The sequence below is a fragment of the Candidatus Poriferisodalis sp. genome, from assembly GCF_965208555.1.
In the GTDB taxonomy this organism is placed as follows: Bacteria; Actinomycetota; Acidimicrobiia; order Acidimicrobiales; family Poriferisodalaceae; genus Poriferisodalis.
Genome location: NZ_OZ242342.1, coordinates 730,121 through 749,624, shown reverse-complemented (window position 1 = coordinate 749,624; position 19,504 = coordinate 730,121). Strand labels below are relative to the sequence as shown.

Annotated in this window: 20 protein-coding genes; 14 read left to right on the top strand and 6 right to left on the bottom strand. The window is 68.2% G+C overall.

Features of this window, described 5'->3' with window-relative positions:
• Positions 1-16 precede the first annotated feature (16 nt).
• From ACOGXE_RS03490 to pobA, 5 genes are all read left to right on the top strand, one after another.
• Positions 17-931: an MBL fold metallo-hydrolase gene (locus ACOGXE_RS03490; protein ID WP_419932563.1), complete on the top strand. Its 915-nt coding sequence runs from the start codon at positions 17-19 to the stop codon at positions 929-931.
• Between the two features lie 9 nt (positions 932-940).
• Positions 941-2,029, top strand: a complete 1,089-nt coding sequence (locus ACOGXE_RS03485) for a 4-oxalomesaconate tautomerase (protein WP_419932562.1) — start codon at positions 941-943, stop codon at positions 2,027-2,029.
• The gene (locus tag ACOGXE_RS03480) at positions 2,026-2,901 is read left to right on the top strand and encodes an amidohydrolase family protein (protein ID WP_419865328.1); all 876 of its coding nucleotides are present in this window, start codon (positions 2,026-2,028) and stop codon (positions 2,899-2,901) included. Before ACOGXE_RS03485 ends, ACOGXE_RS03480 begins: the two co-directional genes overlap by 4 nt.
• Before the next feature lie 117 nt (positions 2,902-3,018).
• Entirely contained in the window at positions 3,019-3,768 is a 750-nt protein-coding gene (locus ACOGXE_RS03475) for an SDR family oxidoreductase (protein WP_419932561.1), read from the top strand.
• A 77-nt stretch (positions 3,769-3,845) separates the two neighbouring features.
• The gene (gene pobA, locus ACOGXE_RS03470; protein WP_419932560.1) at positions 3,846-5,018 is read left to right on the top strand and encodes a 4-hydroxybenzoate 3-monooxygenase; all 1,173 of its coding nucleotides are present in this window, start codon (positions 3,846-3,848) and stop codon (positions 5,016-5,018) included.
• Between the two features lie 13 nt (positions 5,019-5,031).
• Here the strand turns inward: pobA and ACOGXE_RS03465 are convergent, their stop codons facing one another.
• Complete coding sequence (locus ACOGXE_RS03465; protein ID WP_419932558.1) at positions 5,032-5,889, bottom strand: class III extradiol dioxygenase subunit beta; 858 nt, start codon at positions 5,887-5,889, stop codon at positions 5,032-5,034.
• Positions 5,886-6,317: a protocatechuate 4,5-dioxygenase subunit alpha gene (ligA, locus tag ACOGXE_RS03460; protein ID WP_419932557.1), complete on the bottom strand. Its 432-nt coding sequence runs from the start codon at positions 6,315-6,317 to the stop codon at positions 5,886-5,888. Before ligA ends, ACOGXE_RS03465 begins: the two co-directional genes overlap by 4 nt.
• 146 nt (positions 6,318-6,463) lie before the next feature.
• Between ligA and ACOGXE_RS03455 the strand changes: the two genes are divergently transcribed.
• Positions 6,464-7,408, top strand: a complete 945-nt coding sequence (locus ACOGXE_RS03455; protein WP_419932556.1) for a Gfo/Idh/MocA family oxidoreductase — start codon at positions 6,464-6,466, stop codon at positions 7,406-7,408.
• A 4-nt stretch (positions 7,409-7,412) separates the two neighbouring features.
• Here the strand turns inward: ACOGXE_RS03455 and ACOGXE_RS03450 are convergent, their stop codons facing one another.
• Both ACOGXE_RS03450 and ACOGXE_RS03445 read right to left on the bottom strand, forming a co-directional pair.
• Entirely contained in the window at positions 7,413-7,739 is a 327-nt protein-coding gene (locus tag ACOGXE_RS03450; protein WP_419932555.1) for a hypothetical protein, read from the bottom strand.
• Between the two features lie 18 nt (positions 7,740-7,757).
• Positions 7,758-8,396 (bottom strand): hypothetical protein, encoded by a 639-nt coding sequence (locus tag ACOGXE_RS03445; protein ID WP_419932554.1) that lies wholly within the window; start codon positions 8,394-8,396, stop codon positions 7,758-7,760.
• A 124-nt stretch (positions 8,397-8,520) separates the two neighbouring features.
• Between ACOGXE_RS03445 and ACOGXE_RS03440 the strand changes: the two genes are divergently transcribed.
• The 3 genes from ACOGXE_RS03440 to ACOGXE_RS03430 are packed head-to-tail and all read left to right on the top strand — an operon-like array spanning position 8,521 to position 12,088.
• Complete coding sequence (locus ACOGXE_RS03440; RefSeq protein ID WP_419932553.1) at positions 8,521-10,017, top strand: circularly permuted type 2 ATP-grasp protein; 1,497 nt, start codon at positions 8,521-8,523, stop codon at positions 10,015-10,017.
• On the top strand, positions 10,014-11,006 hold the full coding sequence (locus tag ACOGXE_RS03435; RefSeq protein ID WP_419932552.1) for an alpha-E domain-containing protein: 993 nt from the start codon (positions 10,014-10,016) through the stop codon (positions 11,004-11,006). Before ACOGXE_RS03440 ends, ACOGXE_RS03435 begins: the two co-directional genes overlap by 4 nt.
• Positions 11,003-12,088 carry a transglutaminase family protein gene (locus tag ACOGXE_RS03430; protein WP_419932551.1) on the top strand — a complete coding sequence of 362 codons (1,086 nt, stop codon included), beginning with the start codon at positions 11,003-11,005 and terminating at the stop codon, positions 12,086-12,088. The genes ACOGXE_RS03435 and ACOGXE_RS03430 overlap by 4 nt, the downstream gene beginning before the upstream one ends.
• Positions 12,089-12,100: 12 nt before the next feature.
• Here the strand turns inward: ACOGXE_RS03430 and ACOGXE_RS03425 are convergent, their stop codons facing one another.
• Positions 12,101-13,660, bottom strand: a complete 1,560-nt coding sequence (locus tag ACOGXE_RS03425; protein ID WP_419932550.1) for an acyl-CoA carboxylase subunit beta — start codon at positions 13,658-13,660, stop codon at positions 12,101-12,103.
• An 85-nt stretch (positions 13,661-13,745) separates the two neighbouring features.
• Between ACOGXE_RS03425 and ACOGXE_RS03420 the strand changes: the two genes are divergently transcribed.
• The 4 genes from ACOGXE_RS03420 to ACOGXE_RS03405 all read left to right on the top strand — a co-directional run bounded on the left by ACOGXE_RS03420 (position 13,746) and on the right by ACOGXE_RS03405 (position 17,182).
• Positions 13,746-14,063, top strand: a complete 318-nt coding sequence (locus ACOGXE_RS03420) for a ribbon-helix-helix domain-containing protein (protein WP_419932549.1) — start codon at positions 13,746-13,748, stop codon at positions 14,061-14,063.
• A complete protein-coding gene (locus tag ACOGXE_RS03415) occupies positions 14,057-14,380 on the top strand; it encodes a type II toxin-antitoxin system PemK/MazF family toxin (RefSeq protein ID WP_419932548.1) in 324 nt (107 codons plus the stop codon). Before ACOGXE_RS03420 ends, ACOGXE_RS03415 begins: the two co-directional genes overlap by 7 nt.
• A 90-nt stretch (positions 14,381-14,470) precedes the next feature.
• Positions 14,471-15,814 (top strand): aminopeptidase P N-terminal domain-containing protein, encoded by a 1,344-nt coding sequence (locus ACOGXE_RS03410; protein ID WP_419932547.1) that lies wholly within the window; start codon positions 14,471-14,473, stop codon positions 15,812-15,814.
• Between the two features lie 66 nt (positions 15,815-15,880).
• Positions 15,881-17,182, top strand: a complete 1,302-nt coding sequence (locus ACOGXE_RS03405; protein WP_419932546.1) for an NAD(P)/FAD-dependent oxidoreductase — start codon at positions 15,881-15,883, stop codon at positions 17,180-17,182.
• Positions 17,183-17,248: 66 nt separating this feature from the next.
• On the opposite strand, the gene ACOGXE_RS03400 is transcribed toward ACOGXE_RS03405, so the two are convergent.
• On the bottom strand, positions 17,249-18,016 hold the full coding sequence (locus ACOGXE_RS03400; RefSeq protein WP_419932545.1) for an NUDIX hydrolase: 768 nt from the start codon (positions 18,014-18,016) through the stop codon (positions 17,249-17,251).
• A gap of 81 nt (positions 18,017-18,097) precedes the next feature.
• On the opposite strand from ACOGXE_RS03400, the gene ACOGXE_RS03395 reads away from it, so the two are divergent.
• Entirely contained in the window at positions 18,098-19,453 is a 1,356-nt protein-coding gene (locus ACOGXE_RS03395; protein ID WP_419932544.1) for an LLM class flavin-dependent oxidoreductase, read from the top strand.
• The last annotated feature ends 51 nt before the right edge of the window (positions 19,454-19,504 follow it).

Below are 19,504 nucleotides of genomic sequence, written 5' to 3'. Positions count from 1 at the left end.
GAGGCGGGGCGCGTCCATGACTACCGAGGTCATCATCACCGGCACGGGTTCGCCGGTCCCTGACGCCGACCGTGCTGGGCCTGGGGTGCTGGTGCGCTCTGGCGACCTGGCGCTGCAGTTCGATGCCGGTCGCTCCACCGTGCAGCGGTTGGCTGCGGTGGGCATGTGGAATCTGCAGCTCACCGCCGTCTTCGCCACGCATCATCACAGCGACCACCTGACTGGTCTGGCCGATCTCGTGCTGAGCCACTGGGTGATGGCGCGCGGCGACGACTTCACCCCCATCCAGATCGTGGTGCCGGCCGGACCGGCAGAGGACTACGTGAGCGAGATGCTGCACCCATGGCGGCACGACCTCGCCGTGCGTGCCGAGCACTCCCGCCGTTCCAGGACGGTCGAGATGGAGCTGACGGCGTTCGAGGTGCCCGAATCGCCCACCGAGGTGTGGCGCTCGGGTGACGTGGCAGTGAGCGCCGGGCAGGTGCGCCACGAGCCGGTCTTCCCCGCAGTCGGCTATCGCGTCTCGACCCCCGACGGCGATGTGGTCATCACCGGCGACACGCTGGTCTGCGACGAAGTGGCAGAGCTGGCGGCAGGCGCCGACGTGCTCGTCTACGAGGCGATGCTGTTCCCGCAGGTGGAGCAAGGGCCACCGATTCGCCACTTCATCCTCGACTACCACGCCGACACGCGCCTGATCGGGCCCCAAGCGGCCGAGCTGGGCATGCCGACCCTCGTGCTCACCCACCTCATACCGGCCCCGGCGGCAGCCTCGGGACCATTGCAGCGGCCCGGCGCTGCCGTCTCCGAACACGATTTCGAGAGCCCGATCCGGGAGGGCGGCTACACAGGCGATCTGCTGGTGGCCCGAGACCTCGACAAGGTGGTGCTCGAAGCCGGCGTTCCTCCGCGCATCGAGCGCCGAGACTGAAGCCGCCAGATGACCCCGGGCATCCGCTGCATGGTGATGCGGGGCGGCACCTCCAAAGGCGCGTACTTCGTAGCCGATGAGCTGCCCGATGATGCTGACGAACGGGACGCGCTGCTCGCACGGGTCATGGGCTCGCCCGATCCGCGCCAGATCGACGGGATCGGCGGCGCGCATCCGCTGACATCCAAGGTGGCGGTGGTCTCGCCGTCGGCCGATTCCGATGTTGACGTGGAGTACCTGTTCCTGCAGGTCGGCGTGGACGAGGCCTCGGTCAGCGATCGGCAGAACTGCGGAAACCTGCTGGCCGCTGTGGGCCAGTTCGCCGTCGAGCGCGGGCTGGTCACGGCCGGTGGGGAACATGCACGGGTGCGCATCCGCATGGTGAACAGCGGCTCAGTCGCGACGGCCACCTTCCCGCTCGACGCAGGCTGGCCGACCTACGACGGGACGACGGCCATATCCGGCGTGCCGGGCACTGCCGCCGAAGTCCGGCTCGACTTCGAGCACACTGCGGGCTCGTCCTGCGGGACGCTGCTGCCGACTGGTTCGGTGAGCGACGTGATCGAGGGCGTCGAAGCGACCTGCATCGACAACGGCATGCCCACAGTGGTGCTGCGGACCGCTGATCTGGGCATCGTCGGTGATGAGACGCCGGCGGAGCTGGAAGCGAATCAGCCCTTCACCGAGCGGCTGGAGACCATCCGCCTGCACGCCGGCAAGCTGATGAGGCTCGGTGACGTCAGCACCACGACGGTGCCCAAGATGACGCTGGTGTCCGCGCCTCGAGCCGGCGGCAGCATCTGCACTCGCACGTTCATCCCGCACCGTTGCCACGACGCAATCGGCGTGCTGGGCGCTGTCACCGTCGCCACCGCCGTGCGGCTGCCGGGGGGCGTCGGCGCAGAGCTTCTGCAGCCCGGAAACGATCCCGACCTTGTCGACATCGAGCACCCCACGGGCACCTTCGCCGCTCGAGTGGAGATCGAAGACGGCCCCCAAGGTCCGACGGTCGGCCGCTCGGGCATTGTCCGCACCGCTCGCAAGCTCTTCGACGGCGTCGTCTATCCCAGGAGCGCCCCATCGGGCGACGGCGCATGACAGCACGCACGATCCTGCCGCCGCACCCCTCGCCTCACGCGCCGACTGCGTTCACCCCACCCGCCAACGCAACCGACGCCCACTGCCACATCTTCGGCCCTGCACACAGGTTCCCGTTTGCTCCCGAGGCCACCTACACGCCGCCCGACTCGGGCATCGACGAATTCGAGGTGCTGCAGCAGCGCCTCGGATTGTCCCGCGCCGTGTTCGTGCAGGCCAGCTGCCATGGCACCGACAACGCCGCCATGGTGGACGCGCTCGTGCGGGGCAACGGCCGCTATGCCGGTGTCGCCATGATCGACGAGTCGTTCAGCGAGGCCGACATCGGCGACCTGCACGACGCCGGGGTGCGCGGCACCCGCTTCAACTTCGTGGCGCACCTCGGCGGCGCGCCTGACCTCGACGTGTTCTGGCGATTGGTGGACCGTGTCCAGCCGTTCGGCTGGCACATCGTGCTGCACTTCGATGCGAAGGATCTCCCGACCTACGCAGGGATGCTCGACCGTATGCCGTGCCCGTACGTGATCGATCACATGGCCCGCGTGGACGCCGCTGCCGGACTCGATCAGGAGCCATTCGGAGCGCTGCTCGATCTGATGGGCGACGCACGAGCGTGGGTGAAGGTGTCAGGCGCCGAGCGGCTCACCGCCGACGGATCGCTGCCGTATGACGACGTGGTGCCCTACGCGCAGGCGCTCATCGCCGCGGCACCCGACCGGATTCTCTGGGGTTCTGACTGGCCCCATCCCAACGTCCGCCACATGCCCGACGACGGTGACCTTCTCGATGCGCTGGCGGCGTTCGCGCCCGACGAAGCAACCCGCAACCAGATCCTGGTCGCCAATCCCGCGACGCTCTACGACTTCAGTTGACTCGTGGGCGCGCCAGTGTGCCGGTCACCAAGAAGAATGCTGCTTCGTATCGGTTGAGTCCGTGTGCGGCACTAACTTCCGCCGAACGGACCAGGTCGGCCGATTGCGAGGAACATCATGCAGATCGAGGGCAGCAAGATCGTCGTCACCGGCGGTGCGTCGGGCATCGGCAAGGGAATGTGCGAGCGCTTCGCGGCGCTCGGCGCCGGCGTCGTGGTGGCCGATCTGGATGGCGACGGGGCGCAGGCTGTCGCTGAGGCCATCGGAGGCACGGCCGTGGGGTGTGACGTTGCCGATCAGGAGTCGGTCACTGCGCTCGTGGAGTCGGCGATCGCGGCGATGGGCCACATCGATCTGTTCTGCGCCAATGCCGGCGTCGGCGTGGGCGGCGGGCTCGGCACGCCGCTCGAGCACTGGGACCTCAACTTGGCCGTCAACGTCATGGGTCCTGTGCATGCGGCGCGCGCGGTCATACCGCACATGACTCAGCGGGGCGGCGGGTCGTTCATGGTCACGGCCTCGGGGGCAGGGCTCATCACCGGGCCGGTGTCGTTCAACTACGCGGTGTCCAAACACGCTGCGGTGGGCGTGGCGGAGTGGCTGGCTATCAACCACGGCCCGCAGATCAAGGTGAGCTGCCTGTGCCCGACCATCGTCGATACGCCCATGATCGATCACTTCGGCGCGGGCATGGTGGAGCCGCTGACGGTCGATGAGGTGGTCGACTCGGTGGTGGACGGACTCGCGGATGAGCGATTCCTGATCCTGCCGTCCCCCCAGCCACTGGGCATGTTCCAGATGAAGGCGCAGGACTACGACGGGTTCATCGCCGGGGTGCAGCAGCGGCTGGCGGCGATGCGGGGCTGAGCGTCCGCGCCGGCGGCAGCCAGTGGAGAATTCGGCAATGGTCGTCGTACGGCGGGCGCAGTGGTGAAGATGCAGGGATGAAGACACAGGTCGTGATCGTGGGCGCCGGCCCGGCGGGGACGCTGCTGTCGCACCTGCTCGGCCGAGCAGGCGTCTCCCATGTCGTGCTGGAGCAGCAGTCACGGGACTATGTCCTGGCTCGCATCCGCGCCGGCGTCCTGGAATGGGGTTCGGTGGAGATCCTGCGGGAAGCCGGGCTGGCCGAGCGCATGGACCGCGAGGGTCAGGTCCACGACACCATCAACATCGCGTGGCGCGGTTCGGAGATGCTGTCGATCGACTCGAACGAGCTGCTCGGGCGCCGGATGATGGCGTACGGCCAGACCAACATCCAAGAGGATCTCTACGAGGCAGCAGAAGCTGCAGGCAGCACGATCATCTTCGAGGCAGCCGACGTGGCCATCGGCAACCCCACCGGTCGGCCGTACGTGACCTTCAGCGCCAACGGCGTGCGCGAGCGCATCGACTGCGAGTTCGTCGCCGGCTGCGACGGCTTCCACGGCGTTAGCCGCACGGCCATTCCGGCCTCGGTGCGCACCGAGTTCGAGAAGATCTATCCCTTCGGCTGGCTCGGCATCCTGTCGGAGACGCCGCCGCTCCCGCACCTGATGTACGCGAACCACGAACGGGGTTTCGCGCTATGCAGCATGCGCAACCCGATGCTGAGCCGGTACTACGTGCAGTGCCCGCTCACCGACACCATCGACGAATGGCCCGACGACCGCTTCTGGACCGAGCTGCTCGCACGCATCCCCGCGGATAAGGCGGCGCTCATCGAGACCGGTCCGTCGATCGAGAAGTCGATCGCTCCGCTGCGCAGCTTCGCCGCCGAGCCGATGCGCTACGGCAGCCTTTTCCTGGCCGGTGATGCAGCGCACATCGTGCCGCCGACCGGCGCCAAGGGCCTGAATCTGGCGATCTCCGATGTGCACTACCTGGCACGGGCCTTCGTCGAGCACTACCAGCGGGGCGACGACGGCTATCTCGACAGCTATTCAGACATGGCGCTGCGCCGGGTGTGGGGCGCCATGCGATTCAGCTGGTCGCTCACCATGCTGCTGCATCGCTTTCCCGACATGAGCGACTTCGACCAGCGAGCGCAGGAGCAGGAGCTGTACCACCTGTCCACATCGCAGCCGGCGCAGATCGCCTTCGCCGAGCAGTACGTGGGATTGCCGCTCGAGCACTAGGGCTGCGAGCGGCTCAGCCTCTGGCGTTCTCCAGGATCAGCAGCCCGTTGCTGGTGTTGGAGGTGGGCACGTGATGCATGCGGAACACCTCGTCGACCTCGTCGTCGAGTACGCCGCGCATCACGAACCACATCACCAGCTCGATGCCCTCGGACCCGGCCTCGCGGATGTACTCGGTGTGGGAGCGCAGGCAACCGGCATCGGGGTCGGCGACCAGCTCGTCCATGAAGGCCAGATCGAAGTCCACGTTGACAAGTCCGGCCCGCTCGCCCTGGAGCTGGTGCGACATGCCGCCGGTGCCAAAGACGGCAACCTTGAGCGTGCCGGCATCGGAACCGGCATAGCTGTCGAGCGCTCGCCGGATGGCCCGCCCGAGGCTGAGGCATCGCTTGCCCGAGGGCGGCGGGTACTGGATGACGTTGACGCACATCGGGATGACCCGGCACGGCCATGCGTCCGGCTGGCCAAACATGACAGACAGCGGCACCGTGAGGCCGTGGTCGACGTCCATCTCGTTGGCGATGGTGATGTCGAACTCGTCGCCGATGAGCGACTCTGCGAGGTGCCACGCCAGCTCGGGATGTCCCTGCACGGAAGGCACCTGGCGGGGGCCGTAGCCCTCGTCGGCGGGTTGGAACTCGGCCGCGACGCCGAGGGCGAAGGTCGGGATGAGCTGCAGCGAGAAGGCCGAGGCGTGATCGTTGTACACGACGATGCAGACATCGGGCTGTTGCGCAGCCATCCACTCGCGGGCGGGCTGGATTTTGTCGAAGTACGGGCGCCAGTAGGGCTCGTCCTGCTTGCCGTGATCAATGGCCGCGCCGACGGCAGGGACGTGCGAGGTTCCGATGCCGCCGATGACCGTGGTCATGCTGAGCTTCCTGTGCCGGCTGATTCGGGACAGGCTGCTGCTGCGGGCTCTCCGGCGCGCCGGTTGCCCTCGATCGGACGGCCGCCGTCGATCATCATCTGTGAGAATTCCTGGCCGCTGACGCCCGACATGGCACCGCCCACCTCTTGCATGGTCAGCCCGTCGAAGATCGCCAGCTTGAACGTGTAGTAGATGTTCCCGCCAAGACGGAGCATGCCGAGCCAATCTCGCTCGAGGACCGCTTGGCGCTGCTCGGGCGAGAGCTCGAAGCCGTCGAGGTAGGCGGCCTCGCCCGCCCGGAAACGCTCCCTGTTGGACTCGGCGTTCAGGCTCATGCAGAACATGTTCAGGTGGTAGCCCTGCTGCGATCGCCGGCCGTCGAAGACGTAGGTCCCGGGGATGTCGTCGTAGTCGCGTGTCGTCGGCATGCAGTCCCCTCGGCCGCCCGAGGCTATTGACTCCGGATTCTGCCCGATGACTCTGATGATGCTCGGTGCCACCGTCCGGGGTGCCTCAGTGTCCCTCTAAGGTCTGCCTCGCCGCAGTGAGCACGGGAGCCGAACAGGGGAGCGCGGTGAAGATCATCCTTGCTGGCGAGGGCGCCATTGGGCGCAAGCACATCGCTGCGCTGCAGCGGATCGACGATGTCGAGGTTGTGGCCCTGGTGGGCGGCCTCGCCGACGACACTGAGGCGTTCGCAGACGAGTTCGGCATCGAGCGGTGGACGACCGACCTAGGCGAGGCGCTTGCGCTCGACGCCGCCGCAGCGATTCTCGCCACCCCGACGCAGCTGCACGCTGCCCAAGCCGTCCAGACCATGCGGGCGGGCAAGCACGTGCTGGTCGAGATACCGATGGCCGACAATCTCGCCGACAGCGAAGAGCTGGTGCGGACCCAGCAGGAGACCGGCGTCACCGCAATGGTCTGTCACACCCGCCGCTTCAACCCGAGCCACCAGTGGGTGCACGACCGCATCAGCCGCGGCGGCCTGACGCTGCAGCATCTCGTCGTCGAGACCTACTTCTTCCGGCGCGAGAACCGCAATGCCATGGGCAAGCCCCGCACGTGGACCGACCACCTGCTGTGGCACCACTCGTGCCACACCGTCGATCTCTTCGGCTACCAGACGGGCGAACCGATCACCGCCGGCTGGGCGCAGCAGGGGCCGACGCACCCCGAGCTGGGCATCGCCATGGACATGACCATCGGCATGAGCGTGCCGTCGGGGGCGCTGTGCACCCTGTCGCTGTCGTTCAACAACAACGGCCCGCTCGGCACGTTCTTCCGCTACATCTGCGACAACGGCACCTACATCGCCCGCTACGACGACCTGGTGGACGGGTACGACAACCCGATCGACCTGTCGGGTGTGGCCGTCTCGAATGACGGCATCGAGCTGCAGGACCGGGAGTTCATCTCGGCGATCGCCGAGGGACGTGAGCCCAACGCGTCAGTCGCTCAGTGCCTCGGCGCGATGGAGACCATCGACATGCTGGAGAAGACGCTGGTCGAACGCTGAGGCGTCAGCGGAGGTGGTCGGGCACCTCGACGCCGAGTTCAGCGCCGATGTCGTAGAAGCGCTTGTTGACGGGCACGCCGACGGCGTCGACGACGCGATTGGTGGCTTCGAAGTTGGCGCAGACGGCCGCGGCCCGGACGGTCGCGCCGCCGCCCCCTGCGGCGATGAGGTCGGCTCGGGCTATCGGCAGCTCGTCGAAGTCTCCCAGGGTGATGGCATCGGCGAAGGCGAGCAGTTCGTCGCCGAGGGGGAGCTGTGCGCCGAGCAGCGGCCGGGTGACTGCTGGCACGTTGATCGGCTGGCCTTGGGCATCGGCGCTCTCACGGAGCATCCAGGTGTGGCCGAACAGTCAGAAGAAGCACTCGTTGAGCCACGACGTCCGGGCGGCCACGAGTTCCATCTGCGGTCGGGTGAGTTCGCGGCCCGGTTCGACGTCGTACTGGTGGATGACCTTGTCGGTGATGTACCAAGCCGCCCCCAGTGCCGCCTTGGCGGCGTTCTCGCGGGGCAGTGCCGACAGTGCCGTTGGGGCGAGGGCGATGCCCACGGTGGGAACCCAGGCGTTCATCTTGGCCGCCCCTTCGGCCACCTCGGGTACAGGTTCGCCGGGGACAGGATCGGGCAGCGGGTCGAGGTCGGTGCCCAGGCCCACGCGGTAGGAGTCGATGCCGCAGACTTGGGAGACGACCGACACCAGCTCGACGTAGGCCACGACATCCCGACCGTCGTCGCACCACGCCTCGATGTGCGACGGCCGGGTCGCGATGGCATCGGCTGCCACCCGGGCCGCCGTGTCGGCGACGACGGGCGGCAGGTCGGCGTCCGCCTCGGCCAGGCCCCGAACGGTTCGAGCGTGGGCCGCCATGGCCAGCCGCTCGGCACCGGTGAAGAACGAGCCGGGCGCCGCGATGGCAGCGAGAGCGGCCTCGATGGCCTCCTCAGCGTCTGGATCGCCGAGAAGTCCTGTGGTTTCTGTGACTGCGGCCATCCGCCGAGAGTATCCATGAATGCCCATAATGACGGGCGATGAGTCTGTTCATGATCGGGGCCGAGCGAGCGCTTGCAGGCCGCGATGACGCGGCCACCTGGGCTGACGCGCTATCAAATGGGCCATGGCGGAACTGCGGAAGCCCGACGCCGAGTTCCCTGCCTATGACGAAGCGTTCGACCGCGACGGCTCGGTCCGGCCGGTGTACGCGGCCATCGTCAAGCGCTTCTCCAACTTCGACGCGGCCGAGCTGCGGCGTCGCGAGGGCATCATCGAAGAGGAGTTCCGCCGCCAGGGCATCACCTTCACCGTCTACGGCGACTCGCAGGGCACCGAGCGGACCTGGCCGATGGACCTGTTCCCCCGGCTCATCGCTGCAGCAGAGTGGCGTGACATCGAGCGAGGCCTCGCACAGCGCGTCACGGCGCTCAACAGGTTCCTGGCCGACATCTACACCGGCGAGGGCGCAGCGATGGCCGACGGGGTCGTGCCCGAGTGGCTCGTGCGGTCGTCGGCGGGCTTCGAGCGCAACGCGTTCGGGGTCAGCGTGCCGCACGACGCGCATTGCGTGATTGCCGGCATCGACCTAGTGCGCGATGCCGAAGGCCAGTACCGGGTGCTCGAGGACAACCTGCGCAACCCCAGCGGGATCAGCTACGTCATCGAGAACCGGGCGGCGATGACCAAGGCGTTTCCGCTCGTCTGGGAAGACCACACCGTCGAGCCGGTGAGCCAGTACGGCAGGATGCTGCGAACCGCACTCGAGTCGGTGGCGCCGACGGGGTCGGGCGACAAGCCGCTCATCGTGATCCTCACGCCGGGCATCTACAACTCGGCGTACTTCGAGCATGCGTTCCTCGCCCGCGAGATGGGCGTGGAGCTGGTCGAGGGCCCCGACCTCGTGGTGGATGAGCATGTGGTGTACCTGCGCACCATCGAGGGACTGGTGCCGGTGGACGTGATCTACCGGCGCATCGACGACTCCTTCCTGGATCCCGTCTCGTTCCGGCCCGACTCGACGCTGGGCGTGCCGGGGCTGCTCGGCGCCATGCGAGCCGGCACCGTGACCGTCTGCAACTCGGTCGGCAACGGCGTCGCCGACGACAAGGCCGTCCATCCCTACGTGACCGACCTGATCCGCTACTACCTCGGCGAGGAGCCGATCATTCCCAACGTCGAGACCTACGTGATGTGGGAGCCCGACCAGCGAGATGCAGCGTTCGAGCGGCTCGACGAGCTGGTCATCAAGCCGGTCGGCGAGTCGGGCGGCTACGGCATCGTCATCGGCCGCGACGCCACCGATGAGGAGCTGGCCGACGCACGGGCCGAGATCGAGCGGGATCCGCGCAACTGGGTGGTGCAGGAAGTGGTGGAGCTGTCGACGCTCGCCTCCCTGTCCGACGACGTGCTCGAGCCGCGCCACATCGACCTGCGGCCGTTCGTCATCACCGGCGAGCGCACGCAGGTGTTCCCGGGCGGTTTGACGAGAGTGGCGATGCGCAAGGGATCGCTGATCGTGAACTCGTCCCAAGGCGGCGGCTCGAAGGACACCTGGGTGCTGGCTGACGGCGCCGGCACCGGGCAGTCGAACGGTCCCGCAGCGCAGGGCCCGCCCCGATGATCCTGGCCCGCCACGCCGACTCGCTGCTGTGGGCAGGCCGCTACCTCGAGCGGGCCGACACCATCGCCCGCTGCGTCTCCGTGGAAACCAACGCAGTCATGCACCGCCAGGCCACCGAGGCCCGGCTGGCCTCGCGCCGGCTGGTGCAGGCGCTGGGCTTGCAGGACGAGTTTGTGGCGGCCCAGGTCGGCACCGGACCGTATGCCGTCATGGACTTCCTGGTCTCGGACGACTCGCATCCCGGATCGGTGGTGTCGGCAGTCCAGGCAGTGAGGGAGAACCTGCGCATCGTGCGCGACCGCATCCCGGTGGAGCTGTGGGAGGAAGCCAACAGCCTGCACATCCTCATGCAGAGCGCCAAGTCCGTCGGTGCTGCAGCGCGGGAGCAGACCGGCGGCGAAGTGTCGCGCATGTCGGTCATCACCGCCCGGCGAGGCTGCCGCTCGCTCAGCGGCGTGATGACCGAGTCGATGAGCCGCGACGAGGGCTACGCGTTCATGGAGACGGGCCGGCTGCTCGAGCGGTCAATCCTGACCGTCGAGTTGCTGAAATCGGGCCTGGGGACCGGCAGCGACGTGTTCGACGGCAACCGGCTGCTGGCATTCACGCACTCGCTGCAGGCGGCTCGGCGCGAGCTGGGCCACTCACCGGCGTGGCATGCAGTCGCGAAGTTCCTCCTGCAGCACGAGCACCTGCCCCGCTCGGTGCTGTGGTGCCTCGGCCGGGTGGAGGAGCGCCTGGACGACCTCGCCGCGGCCGCGGGGGCGGTGGCCACCGCCCGGCGGCGCGCGGGTGCATTGCGGGCGCACCTCGAGTACGGCGAGCTCGACCAGCTGCTGGCCTCACCCGAAGCCGAGCTCGGGTACTTGGGCTCGGCGCTTGCGGAGCTGGCCAGCGATGTGCATGCCAGCACCGTGGCCAGCTCAGGACTGGCAGAGGTGCACACGCACTTCGTTCGCCCGGGTGCTGGCATCGGCGGGTCGCCGTGAGGCTCGACATCGCCTACCGGCTGCACTTCACCTACGCGGAGACCGTGTCGGAATCGCAGAATGAGATCCGGGTGCGGCCCCGCGACGACCTGCGCCAGCGAGTGCTGTCGTACCGGCTGACGACGACGCCCGCGACCCGGGTGCTGCAGACCCGCGACTACTTCGGCACCACCGTCGACCACCTCGGCGTGCGGGGGCCCCACGACGATCTGCTGGTGGTGGCCGAGGCATCGGTGGAGACCATGCCGGCGCCCAGCGCACCGGCGCCGGTGAGCTGTGAGCGGCTCGGTGATCAGCAGTTCGCCAACGAGCACATCGAGTACCTGGCCCCGTCGCTGCATGTGCAGTGGGGCGATCTCATCGGCGAGATCACCGATTGGGCGGTCAACTCGGTCGACGACGACGTGAGCGAACGCGTGCTGGCGATCGTGCGGGCAGTCCCCACCGTGCTCACCTACGAACGGGGCTCGACGTCCATCGGGGTGACGCTGGAAGAACTGGTCGACGGCGGTCGGGGGGTGTGCCAGGACTTCGCCCACCTCGCCGTCGGGATGCTGCGGTGCTCGGGCATCCCGGCGCGATATGTCTCGGGCTACCTGTTCGCGGTGGACGAGACAGCTCCGGACGGCGGCGAGGATTCTGATGCCCCGGCAGTTGCGGGCGACACCCAAGCGGCGGATCGCCCCGGTGTCGCCGGCAATGAGTTCGTCGGCGAGGACACGTTCGTCCCCTCCCATGCGGCCCCAGAGCCAGCGGCCGTCTCGGTGCAGACGCACGCGTGGATCGAGGCTGCCGTGCCGGGATTCGGCTGGTATGCGCTCGACCCCACCAATGGCGGGCCGGTCGGCGAACGCCATGTGGTGATCGGCCACGGGCGCGATTACGACGACGTCGCTCCGGTGCGGGGAGTCTTCAACGGATCTGCTGACGCCGAGGTCGATGCCGAGGTGATCATCGCCCAGCCCACTGCGCCGGTCTCGATGGTCACCGAGCCGATCCGGCGCCAGGCCCGAATGGCGGTAAGCCCGCCGGCCGATGTCTCGGCTCCGCAGCAGGCCGCACAGCAGCAGCAACAGCAGTAGCTGCCGGGGCGGCTACCAGGGGTCGATGGGGTGCTTGCGCCCCTCGCGCGGTGCAGGCGCCGGGAACGTCGCCAGCAGGCGGGCGATCAGGTCGCGCGTCTCGGCCGGATCGATGATGTCGTCCAGCAGGAACGAACGGGCGAACTCCAGGCCGGTGTTGCGCTCCTTCCACTCGGCGACGCGCCGATCGCGGATCTCGCGCTGGGTCGCGTCGTCGGGCGCAGCCTCGAGCTCGTCGCGGTACACGATGTTCACCGCGCCCTCGAGGCCCATGCCGCCGAATTCGGCCGTCGGCCAGCCGACGTACAAGTCGGGGTCGAGAGCGTCGGAGCCCATGGCGTAGTAGCCGAGGCCGTACGCCTTGCGCAGGATCACGCCCAAGATCGGCACGTCGGCAGCACTGACCGCCACCAGCGTGCGGGCGCTGTGACGCACGATCGCGGACTTCTCCGCAGCCGTACCGATCATGAAGCCGGGCGTGTCGCACAGGAACAGCAGAGGCAGGTCATACGCGTTGCACAGCTCGACGAAGCGTGAGAACTTGGCCGAGCCTTCCGAGTCGATGGCACCGGCACCGAACATGGGGTTGTTCGCCAGCACGCCGATGCGGTGCCCCTCGATACGGCACAGCGATGTCGACAGGCATCGCCCGAAGAGCGGGCGAAGCTCCATCACCGAGTTTTCGTCGGCCAGGATCTCCACGATCTTGCGCACGTCATAGGCGCGCCGGGGGTTCTCGGGCACCATCGTGCGCAACGGGGTCTGGTCGTGGGCGACCGGCGGCGGGGGAGCCGCCACGTCGGTGAAGTACGACAGGTATCTGCGAGCTGTCTGCAGGGCCGCTGTCTCGTCGTCGACCACCAGATCGACAGCACCGGTTCGTTCATGCAGCGACATGGGGCCGAGTTCCTCGGGGGTCAAGTCCTCGCCAGTCGCCGACCTCACCAGCGGCGGCCCCGACAGTCCCATGGTCGAGTCCCTGGTTGCAATCACCACGTCGGAGGTGCCGGCGATGTTGGCTTGGCCGGCAAAGCTCGGCCCCGACAGGATCGTGACGATCGGCACCCAGCCCGAGAGCCGTGCGAGCTGGATGAAGGTAGTCGCCGTGCCGCTTTCGTAGAACAGCTCGGTGGCACGTGCCCCGGCGCCCTCTGACCAGAAGACGACCGGCCAGCGGTTGCGCTCGGCCACCTCCATCATCCGGTCCGCCTTGCGATGGTTGGTCGGGCTCTGGCTGCCGCCCATCACGGTGTAGTCGTAGGTGAAGGCGCACACCGAGACGCCGTCGACCTGCCCGACGCCCATGACGAGGCCGTCGGCCGGCCCATCGCCCAGCGAGCGGATCTGGGGCTGCGCGAGCTGGCCGTACTCGACGAAGGTGTCCGGGTCGAACAGCGCGGCGATCCGCTCGCGGGCGGTCCAGCGGCCTCGTGCGTGCTGGCGGGCCACTGCTTCTGGCCGCGCCTCATCCCGCGTCGACTCCCTCGCCGCCATGGCCTTGGCCAGCAGCGGTGGCATCTCCCTGTCCGATCGACCCGTGTCCGGTTCGTTGCGATCTTCTCCAGCCGTCACGCGGCCAGAACCTAGGCCCTGCCGGCTGAGTTCGCAGCGGGCTGTGATCACCCAACCCGGAGAAAACCGTTGGATCCCTCGCAGCGTGAGTGCCTACGTTGCAGGCGTGGAGCGTGCCGGGGCCAGTCAAGCCGCCGGAGGCCATATGGTGTATCAGATGGCACGGCGCCAAGTACTCGTCCAGCTAGACGACGATCTGATCGAACGTCTCGCGCAGATCGCCGCCGCTGAGGGAACGAGCAGGTCTGCGCTGCTGAGACGGGGGGCGCGCGCCGTCATCGCAGCCGCCGAGCTGGCGGCCGCCGATGCGGAGCTGATTGAGGCGTACCGCCGAGTGCCCCAGGAGGAGGCGCTCGTCCGGTCGGCAGCCCGGCTCGCCGCCCGGTCGACACCGCCGTGGTAGCGCGCAACGAGATCTATTGGGGCGACCTCGGTGCACCTGCAGGCCGGCGTCCCGTGTGCGTCCTCACGAGGGATGCTGCGGCAACGGTGCTGACCTCAGTCACCTGTGCCGCCGTCACCCGCACGGTTCGGGGCATTCGATCCGAGGTCGAGATCGGCGTCCCCGAGGGACTCCCCGAAGCGTGTGTCATCAATTGCGACAACCTCATGAGCGTGCCGATTGCCGACCTAGATCCGGCGCCGGTCGGCACTCTCGGCGAACTGGCACGCGCACAACTCGATCAGGCTCTTCGCTTCGCGCTGGACATCGTCTACTAGCGCCTCTGCGAGCGCCTCGACCCACGTCGTCTGGCAAGGCCGAGGGTGGGAGCTCGCTGAGTTGGACGAGCGGAAGTTAGGGTGCGCGGCGTGAAGCCGACTGACGAGGCGTTGGCCGAACGGCGGGCGCGGGTCGCGAAGCGCTGGGAGCTGACCGACGAGGTGGTGCTGCTGCGGGCGGGCGAGCCGTCGAGCTGGTCGGGCACCGATCAGCATTTCGCCTTCCTGCCGCATCCTGATGTGGCCTATCTCACCGCGGTGGGCTCGCCGGGCACGACGCTGGCGTTCGATGCCGCGGCGGACGAGTGGGAGCTGTTCGGGCCGCGCTTCACCCCCGAACGGCTCGTGTGGGAACAGCCGCCCACGCCCGTCGGCCGGCCGCTCGACGAGCTGGACGAGTGGCTGGCGCAGCGCAGCGACCGCACGCTGATCGAGCTGGGCGCCGGCGCCACTATGCCCGAAGTGCCGCCAGCCACGGACAGCAACGAGGAGAAGGCTTCTGCGGACCCAGTCCTGCGGCTGAGTGCTGCCGTCGCACTCGAGCGCATGACCAAGGACGACGCCGAGCTGGACGACATCCGGCGCGCTGCGGCGGCCAGCACGGCCGGATTCGAGTGGGTGTATGCCAACGCAGCGCCGGGCATGACCGAACGCGAGATCCAGGTCGGCATGGAGGCGCAGTTCTACGCCGCGGGCGCCCCTCGGGTGGCCTACGACAGCATCGTGGCCTCGGGCTCCCACGGGGCGTACCTGCACTACGTGTATGCGGGCGACGATCCGCTGCGGCCCGCGACCCGGGCTGTCGAGGCAGGCGATCTGCTGCTCATCGACGCCGGCGCGCAGTTCGGCGGCTACGCCAGCGATGTCACCCGCACGATGGTCGTCGGCGCCGACCCCACCGACGAGCAGCGGTTCCTCTGGGACCTGGTGCTGAGTGCCCAGCAGCAGACCATCGACATGTGCCGACCGGGCAACGTATGGCGCGACGTTCACCTGGCTGCGGCTCGCATCCTGGGCGCTGGCCTGGTCGAGATGGGGCTGCTGCGCGGCGATCCGGCTGAGCTCGTCACCGAAGGTGTCGTGGCGCTGTTCTTCCCCCACGGATTGGGCCACCTGCTGGGACTGTCGGTTCACGACATCACCAGCGTCCCCTACAGCCGCGAGCCCAGCGACGATCCGCTGCTGGCGAAGCTGGGGCCGAACCGAGTTCTCGAGCCCGGCATGGTCACCACCGTCGAGCCCGGCATCTACTTCATCGACGCATTGCTGGGCGACCCGGCGAGGCGGGAGAAGTTCGCGGAGAACGTTGTGTGGGAGCGGGTGGATGAGCTGCGCGGGTTCGGCGGCATCCGCATCGAAGACGACGTGCTGGTGACCGACGGCGACCCCGAGGTGCTCACCGCCGCCATCGCCAAGCCGCTTCGTATTGGTTGAAGCTGGAAGCGCCCACAACGTGCTTGCAGGAATGTGCGACGGCAAGAAGAACAGGTTGGATAGAGCGTGAGCTACGACGCCGTCGTCATCGGCGCGGGTGTCATCGGCACGGCGGTCACCTACGAGCTGGCCCAGCGCGGCTGGCGCGTGGTGGGCGTCGATCGCAACCCGGGTGCCGGGCAGGGCTCCACCAGCTCGTCGTCGGCGATCGTGCGCTTCACCTATTCCACCTGTGCGGGCGTTGCGATGTCGTATGAGGGCTTGCAGTACTGGCTGAACTGGCCGCAGCACATCGGCGACTGCGACGAGGCCGGCTACGCCACGTTCACGAAGTGCGGGATGCTGACGCTGATCAGCGGCGACGGCCCTCATCTGCTGCCCGTGCCGCACTTCGAGACGCTCGGCGTGCCCTATGAGATCTGGGATCGTGACGAGGCGGTCGCCCGGCTCGGCCACTTCGACCTGTCGCGCTTCGGTCCGCCCAGGCAGATTGGCGACCCGGAGTTCTGGGCCGAGCCCACCTCGCAGCTCGACGGCGCGCTGTGGACGCCTGAAGCCGGCTACATCGGTGACCCGCAGCTGGCTGCCCACAATCTGCGGCTGGCGGCGGAAGCCGTCGGGGCGGAATTCCGTTTCGGCGAGACCGTCGTGGGGATCGCCGGTTCCGGCCGAGCCGAGGGCGTTGTGCTGGCCGACGGCACGGTGCTGGAGGCGCCCGTCGTCGTGAACGTCGCCGGCCCGCACAGCAGTGCCGTCAACGAGCTGGCAGGGGTGCTCGACGACATGACGGTCAGCACCCGGCCGCAGCGCAAGGAGGTGTACCACGTGCCCTCGCCGGCGGGAATCGACTTCTCCCACGTCGGCGCGGCGATGGCCGACGACGACTGCGGTTGCTACGTGCGACCCGAAGTGGGCAACAACATCCTCATCGGCTCGCTTGAGCTCGACATGGACGACTTGGAATGGCTCAGCACCGATGAGATCGACGACTGTTCGCAGGACCTCACCCGCGATCAGTGGGAGACCCACGTGCTGCGGTTCGCCCGCCGCATGCCCGAGCTGGGTCTGCCGCACCAGCCGAGGGGCGTCGTGGGCGTGTACGACGTCACCGACGACTGGATCCCGATCTACGACCGCACGTCGCTCGACGGCTTCTACGTCGCCATCGGCACCAGCGGCAACCAGTTCAAGAACGCAGCGGTCGCCGGCCACTGCATGGCCGAGCTGATCGGTGCTGTCGAAGCCGGCCACGACCACGACGCCGACCCGCTCGTGGTCACGGGCAAGCACACCGGTTTCGACATCGACATGGGCACGTTCTCTCGCAGGCGCGACCTGCACGGCTCGTCGATGTCCGTGCTCGGCTAGCGCCAGGCGCTGTGTTTGATGGTTCGTTTGGCTAACGCCAGGCGCTGTGTTTGATGGTTCGCTTGGCTAACGCCAAGCGAACACGGGCTGTTCCAGCTCGTCGACGCGGGTGTCGAGGCCGTCGTAGGCGACGGCTCTGAACTGGTAGAGGACGGCGCCGGTGGGTGCGTGGATGAGATCGCCGCCGATGGGGACCTGCACGACCGGGCGGTCGCTCTCGGGGATGCTCACGAATCGTGGCGAGTCGGGCCGGACCAGCTCGCGCAGCGAGACGCGGTGCACCGACGCGACCTCGGCGGGATTGGCGACCGGCTCCCGGTCGCCGGAGAGCCAGAACACGAACGGGCTGATGACATAACCAGAACGGGTCGGGTAGTCGTCGAGCTGCCCGAGCAGGTCGTCGCCGGTCAGCTCCAGCCCGACCTCCTCCGAACACTCCCGGATAGCTGCCTGCAGCGTCGTCTCGCCTTCGTCGAGCCTCCCGCCAGGCAGCGCCCACTGGCGCGGGTGGCCTCGCAGGTTCGAGCCTCGCCTCGTCAGCAATACGGCAGCACCGCCGGCGGTTCCCTCGACATGGCCGGTGAGCGTCGGGTCATTGGCCGCGCCGGGAACCTCGGCCAGCATGTCGCGTCGCTGGATGGCATCCAGGCCGGTGAACTCGGGGTCCGCTCCGTGCAGGTCCGCGTGGCTGTCCAGCACGATGACGGCGACCGAGGCGCGCTTGAGGCCCAGTTCCGGATGCCGGCGCACATCGTGGCGGGCCAGATTCGCTCCAAGCCGTTCCCGCAGCGCCTCGTCGTGGGCGATGTCGGCGGTCTGCGGGCCAGGGGGCATAGCCGTCGAGTCTGGCACTTTGCTGTCCCGGCCTGCCGGTGAGCCGTCTTACGGTGCGATTGCTCTCTACCATCGCTGGGCGTGAACACTCAGCGCCAGATCGTGCTGGTGGGCTTCCTGCAGGCACAGAACTGCACCACCATTCCCGCTGCGTGGCGGCATCCCGATGCTCGGCACGATGTCACCACCTTCGACTACTACCGCCACATCGGCCAAGTGCTCGAAGCCGGCTGCTTCGACCTGGGCTTCTTCGACGACCGCCTGGCGATGCCCGACATGTACGGCGGCGACCACCGGCACACGGTCGAGGCGGGCATCCGCTGCGTCAAGCTCGACCCGGTCACGGTGCTCACCGCAATGGGGACAGTGACCAGCCGGCTCGGTCTGGGCGCCACGTACTCGACGACCTACTACGAGCCGTTCCACGTCGCTCGGGTGTTCGCCACGCTCGACCACCTCACCGGTGGGCGGGCGGCGTGGAACGTCGTGACCTCGGTGAACGACAACGAGGCCCGCAACATGGGCTTGGCCCAGGCACCCGCGCACGACGTTCGCTACGACCGGGCGGACGAGTTCATGGAGGTGGTGCACGGCCACTGGGACACGTGGGAGGCCGATGCGATTGCCGCCGACCGGCGGACGGGGCTGTATGCGCACGGCGACCGTGTGCATCGGCTCGACCACCAGGGGCAGTGGTTCTCGTCACGAGGGCCGTTTACCGTGCCGCGCACGCCCCAGGGCCATCCGGTGGTGATCCAGGCCGGCCAGAGCGGGCGCGGTACCACCTTCGCTGCCCGTTGGGGCGAGCTGCTGTTCGTGAGCCAGGTGCGCCTCGACAGCGCTGTCGAGCACTACGCCGCCGTGAAGTCCCAGATCGAGGCGCAGGGCCGCGACCCCAACCAGGTGAAGATCACCAACCTGACGTTCCCGGTGGTGGGCCGCACCATGGCCGAAGCCGAGGACCGCCGGGCCGCCTACGACGAGTTGCCGACGCTGGTCGACGACCTGTCGCTGCTGTCAGAGGGGCTGAACTTTGACTTCGCCAGCCGTGACCTCGACGAGCCGCTGTCCGATGATGATCTCGATGCGATGACCGGCATCCAGGGCATCCGCAACCAGGTGCTGCAGATCACCGGCCGGGCCAATCCGACCGTTCGCGACTTCGTGCAGGTGTCGGGCCGTGGCCGGCTGGCACACCCGACCGTCGGCGGTCCCGTCGAGCTGGCCGACTACTTCGAGGAGTGGTTCACCGAGCGAGCCGTCGACGGTTTCGTGATCGCGGGCACGCACATGCCTGGGGCGTTCGACGACTTCGTAGAGCTGGTTGTCCCCGAACTGCAACGTCGAGGCCTGTTCCGCACCGAGTACTCCGGCACAACGCTCCGAGATCATCTCGGCCTGTCCGTCCCCGATCCGGGAGCCTGGCGCCTGGTCTAGCTGGCCGTCTGCACTGCAGCGTCAGGACTTCCAGGGGCAGCGTCAGGCGAG

Excerpts from the sequence above, each read along its gene's own strand:
- ACOGXE_RS03490 (WP_419932563.1), top strand. The coding sequence starts at position 17 with ATGACTACCGAGGTCATCATCACCGGCACGGGTTCGCCGGTCCCTGAC.
- ACOGXE_RS03485 (WP_419932562.1), top strand. The coding sequence starts at position 941 with ATGACCCCGGGCATCCGCTGCATGGTGATGCGGGGCGGCACCTCCAAA.
- ACOGXE_RS03480 (WP_419865328.1), top strand. The coding sequence starts at position 2,026 with ATGACAGCACGCACGATCCTGCCGCCGCACCCCTCGCCTCACGCGCCG.
- ACOGXE_RS03475 (WP_419932561.1), top strand. The coding sequence starts at position 3,019 with ATGCAGATCGAGGGCAGCAAGATCGTCGTCACCGGCGGTGCGTCGGGC.
- pobA (WP_419932560.1), top strand. The coding sequence starts at position 3,846 with ATGAAGACACAGGTCGTGATCGTGGGCGCCGGCCCGGCGGGGACGCTG.
- ACOGXE_RS03465 (WP_419932558.1), bottom strand. The coding sequence starts at position 5,889 with ATGACCACGGTCATCGGCGGCATCGGAACCTCGCACGTCCCTGCCGTC.
- ligA (WP_419932557.1), bottom strand. The coding sequence starts at position 6,317 with ATGCCGACGACACGCGACTACGACGACATCCCCGGGACCTACGTCTTC.
- ACOGXE_RS03450 (WP_419932555.1), bottom strand. The coding sequence starts at position 7,739 with ATGCTCCGTGAGAGCGCCGATGCCCAAGGCCAGCCGATCAACGTGCCA.
- ACOGXE_RS03445 (WP_419932554.1), bottom strand. The coding sequence starts at position 8,396 with ATGGCCGCAGTCACAGAAACCACAGGACTTCTCGGCGATCCAGACGCT.
- ACOGXE_RS03440 (WP_419932553.1), top strand. The coding sequence starts at position 8,521 with ATGGCGGAACTGCGGAAGCCCGACGCCGAGTTCCCTGCCTATGACGAA.
- ACOGXE_RS03435 (WP_419932552.1), top strand. The coding sequence starts at position 10,014 with ATGATCCTGGCCCGCCACGCCGACTCGCTGCTGTGGGCAGGCCGCTAC.
- ACOGXE_RS03400 (WP_419932545.1), bottom strand. The coding sequence starts at position 18,016 with ATGCCCCCTGGCCCGCAGACCGCCGACATCGCCCACGACGAGGCGCTG.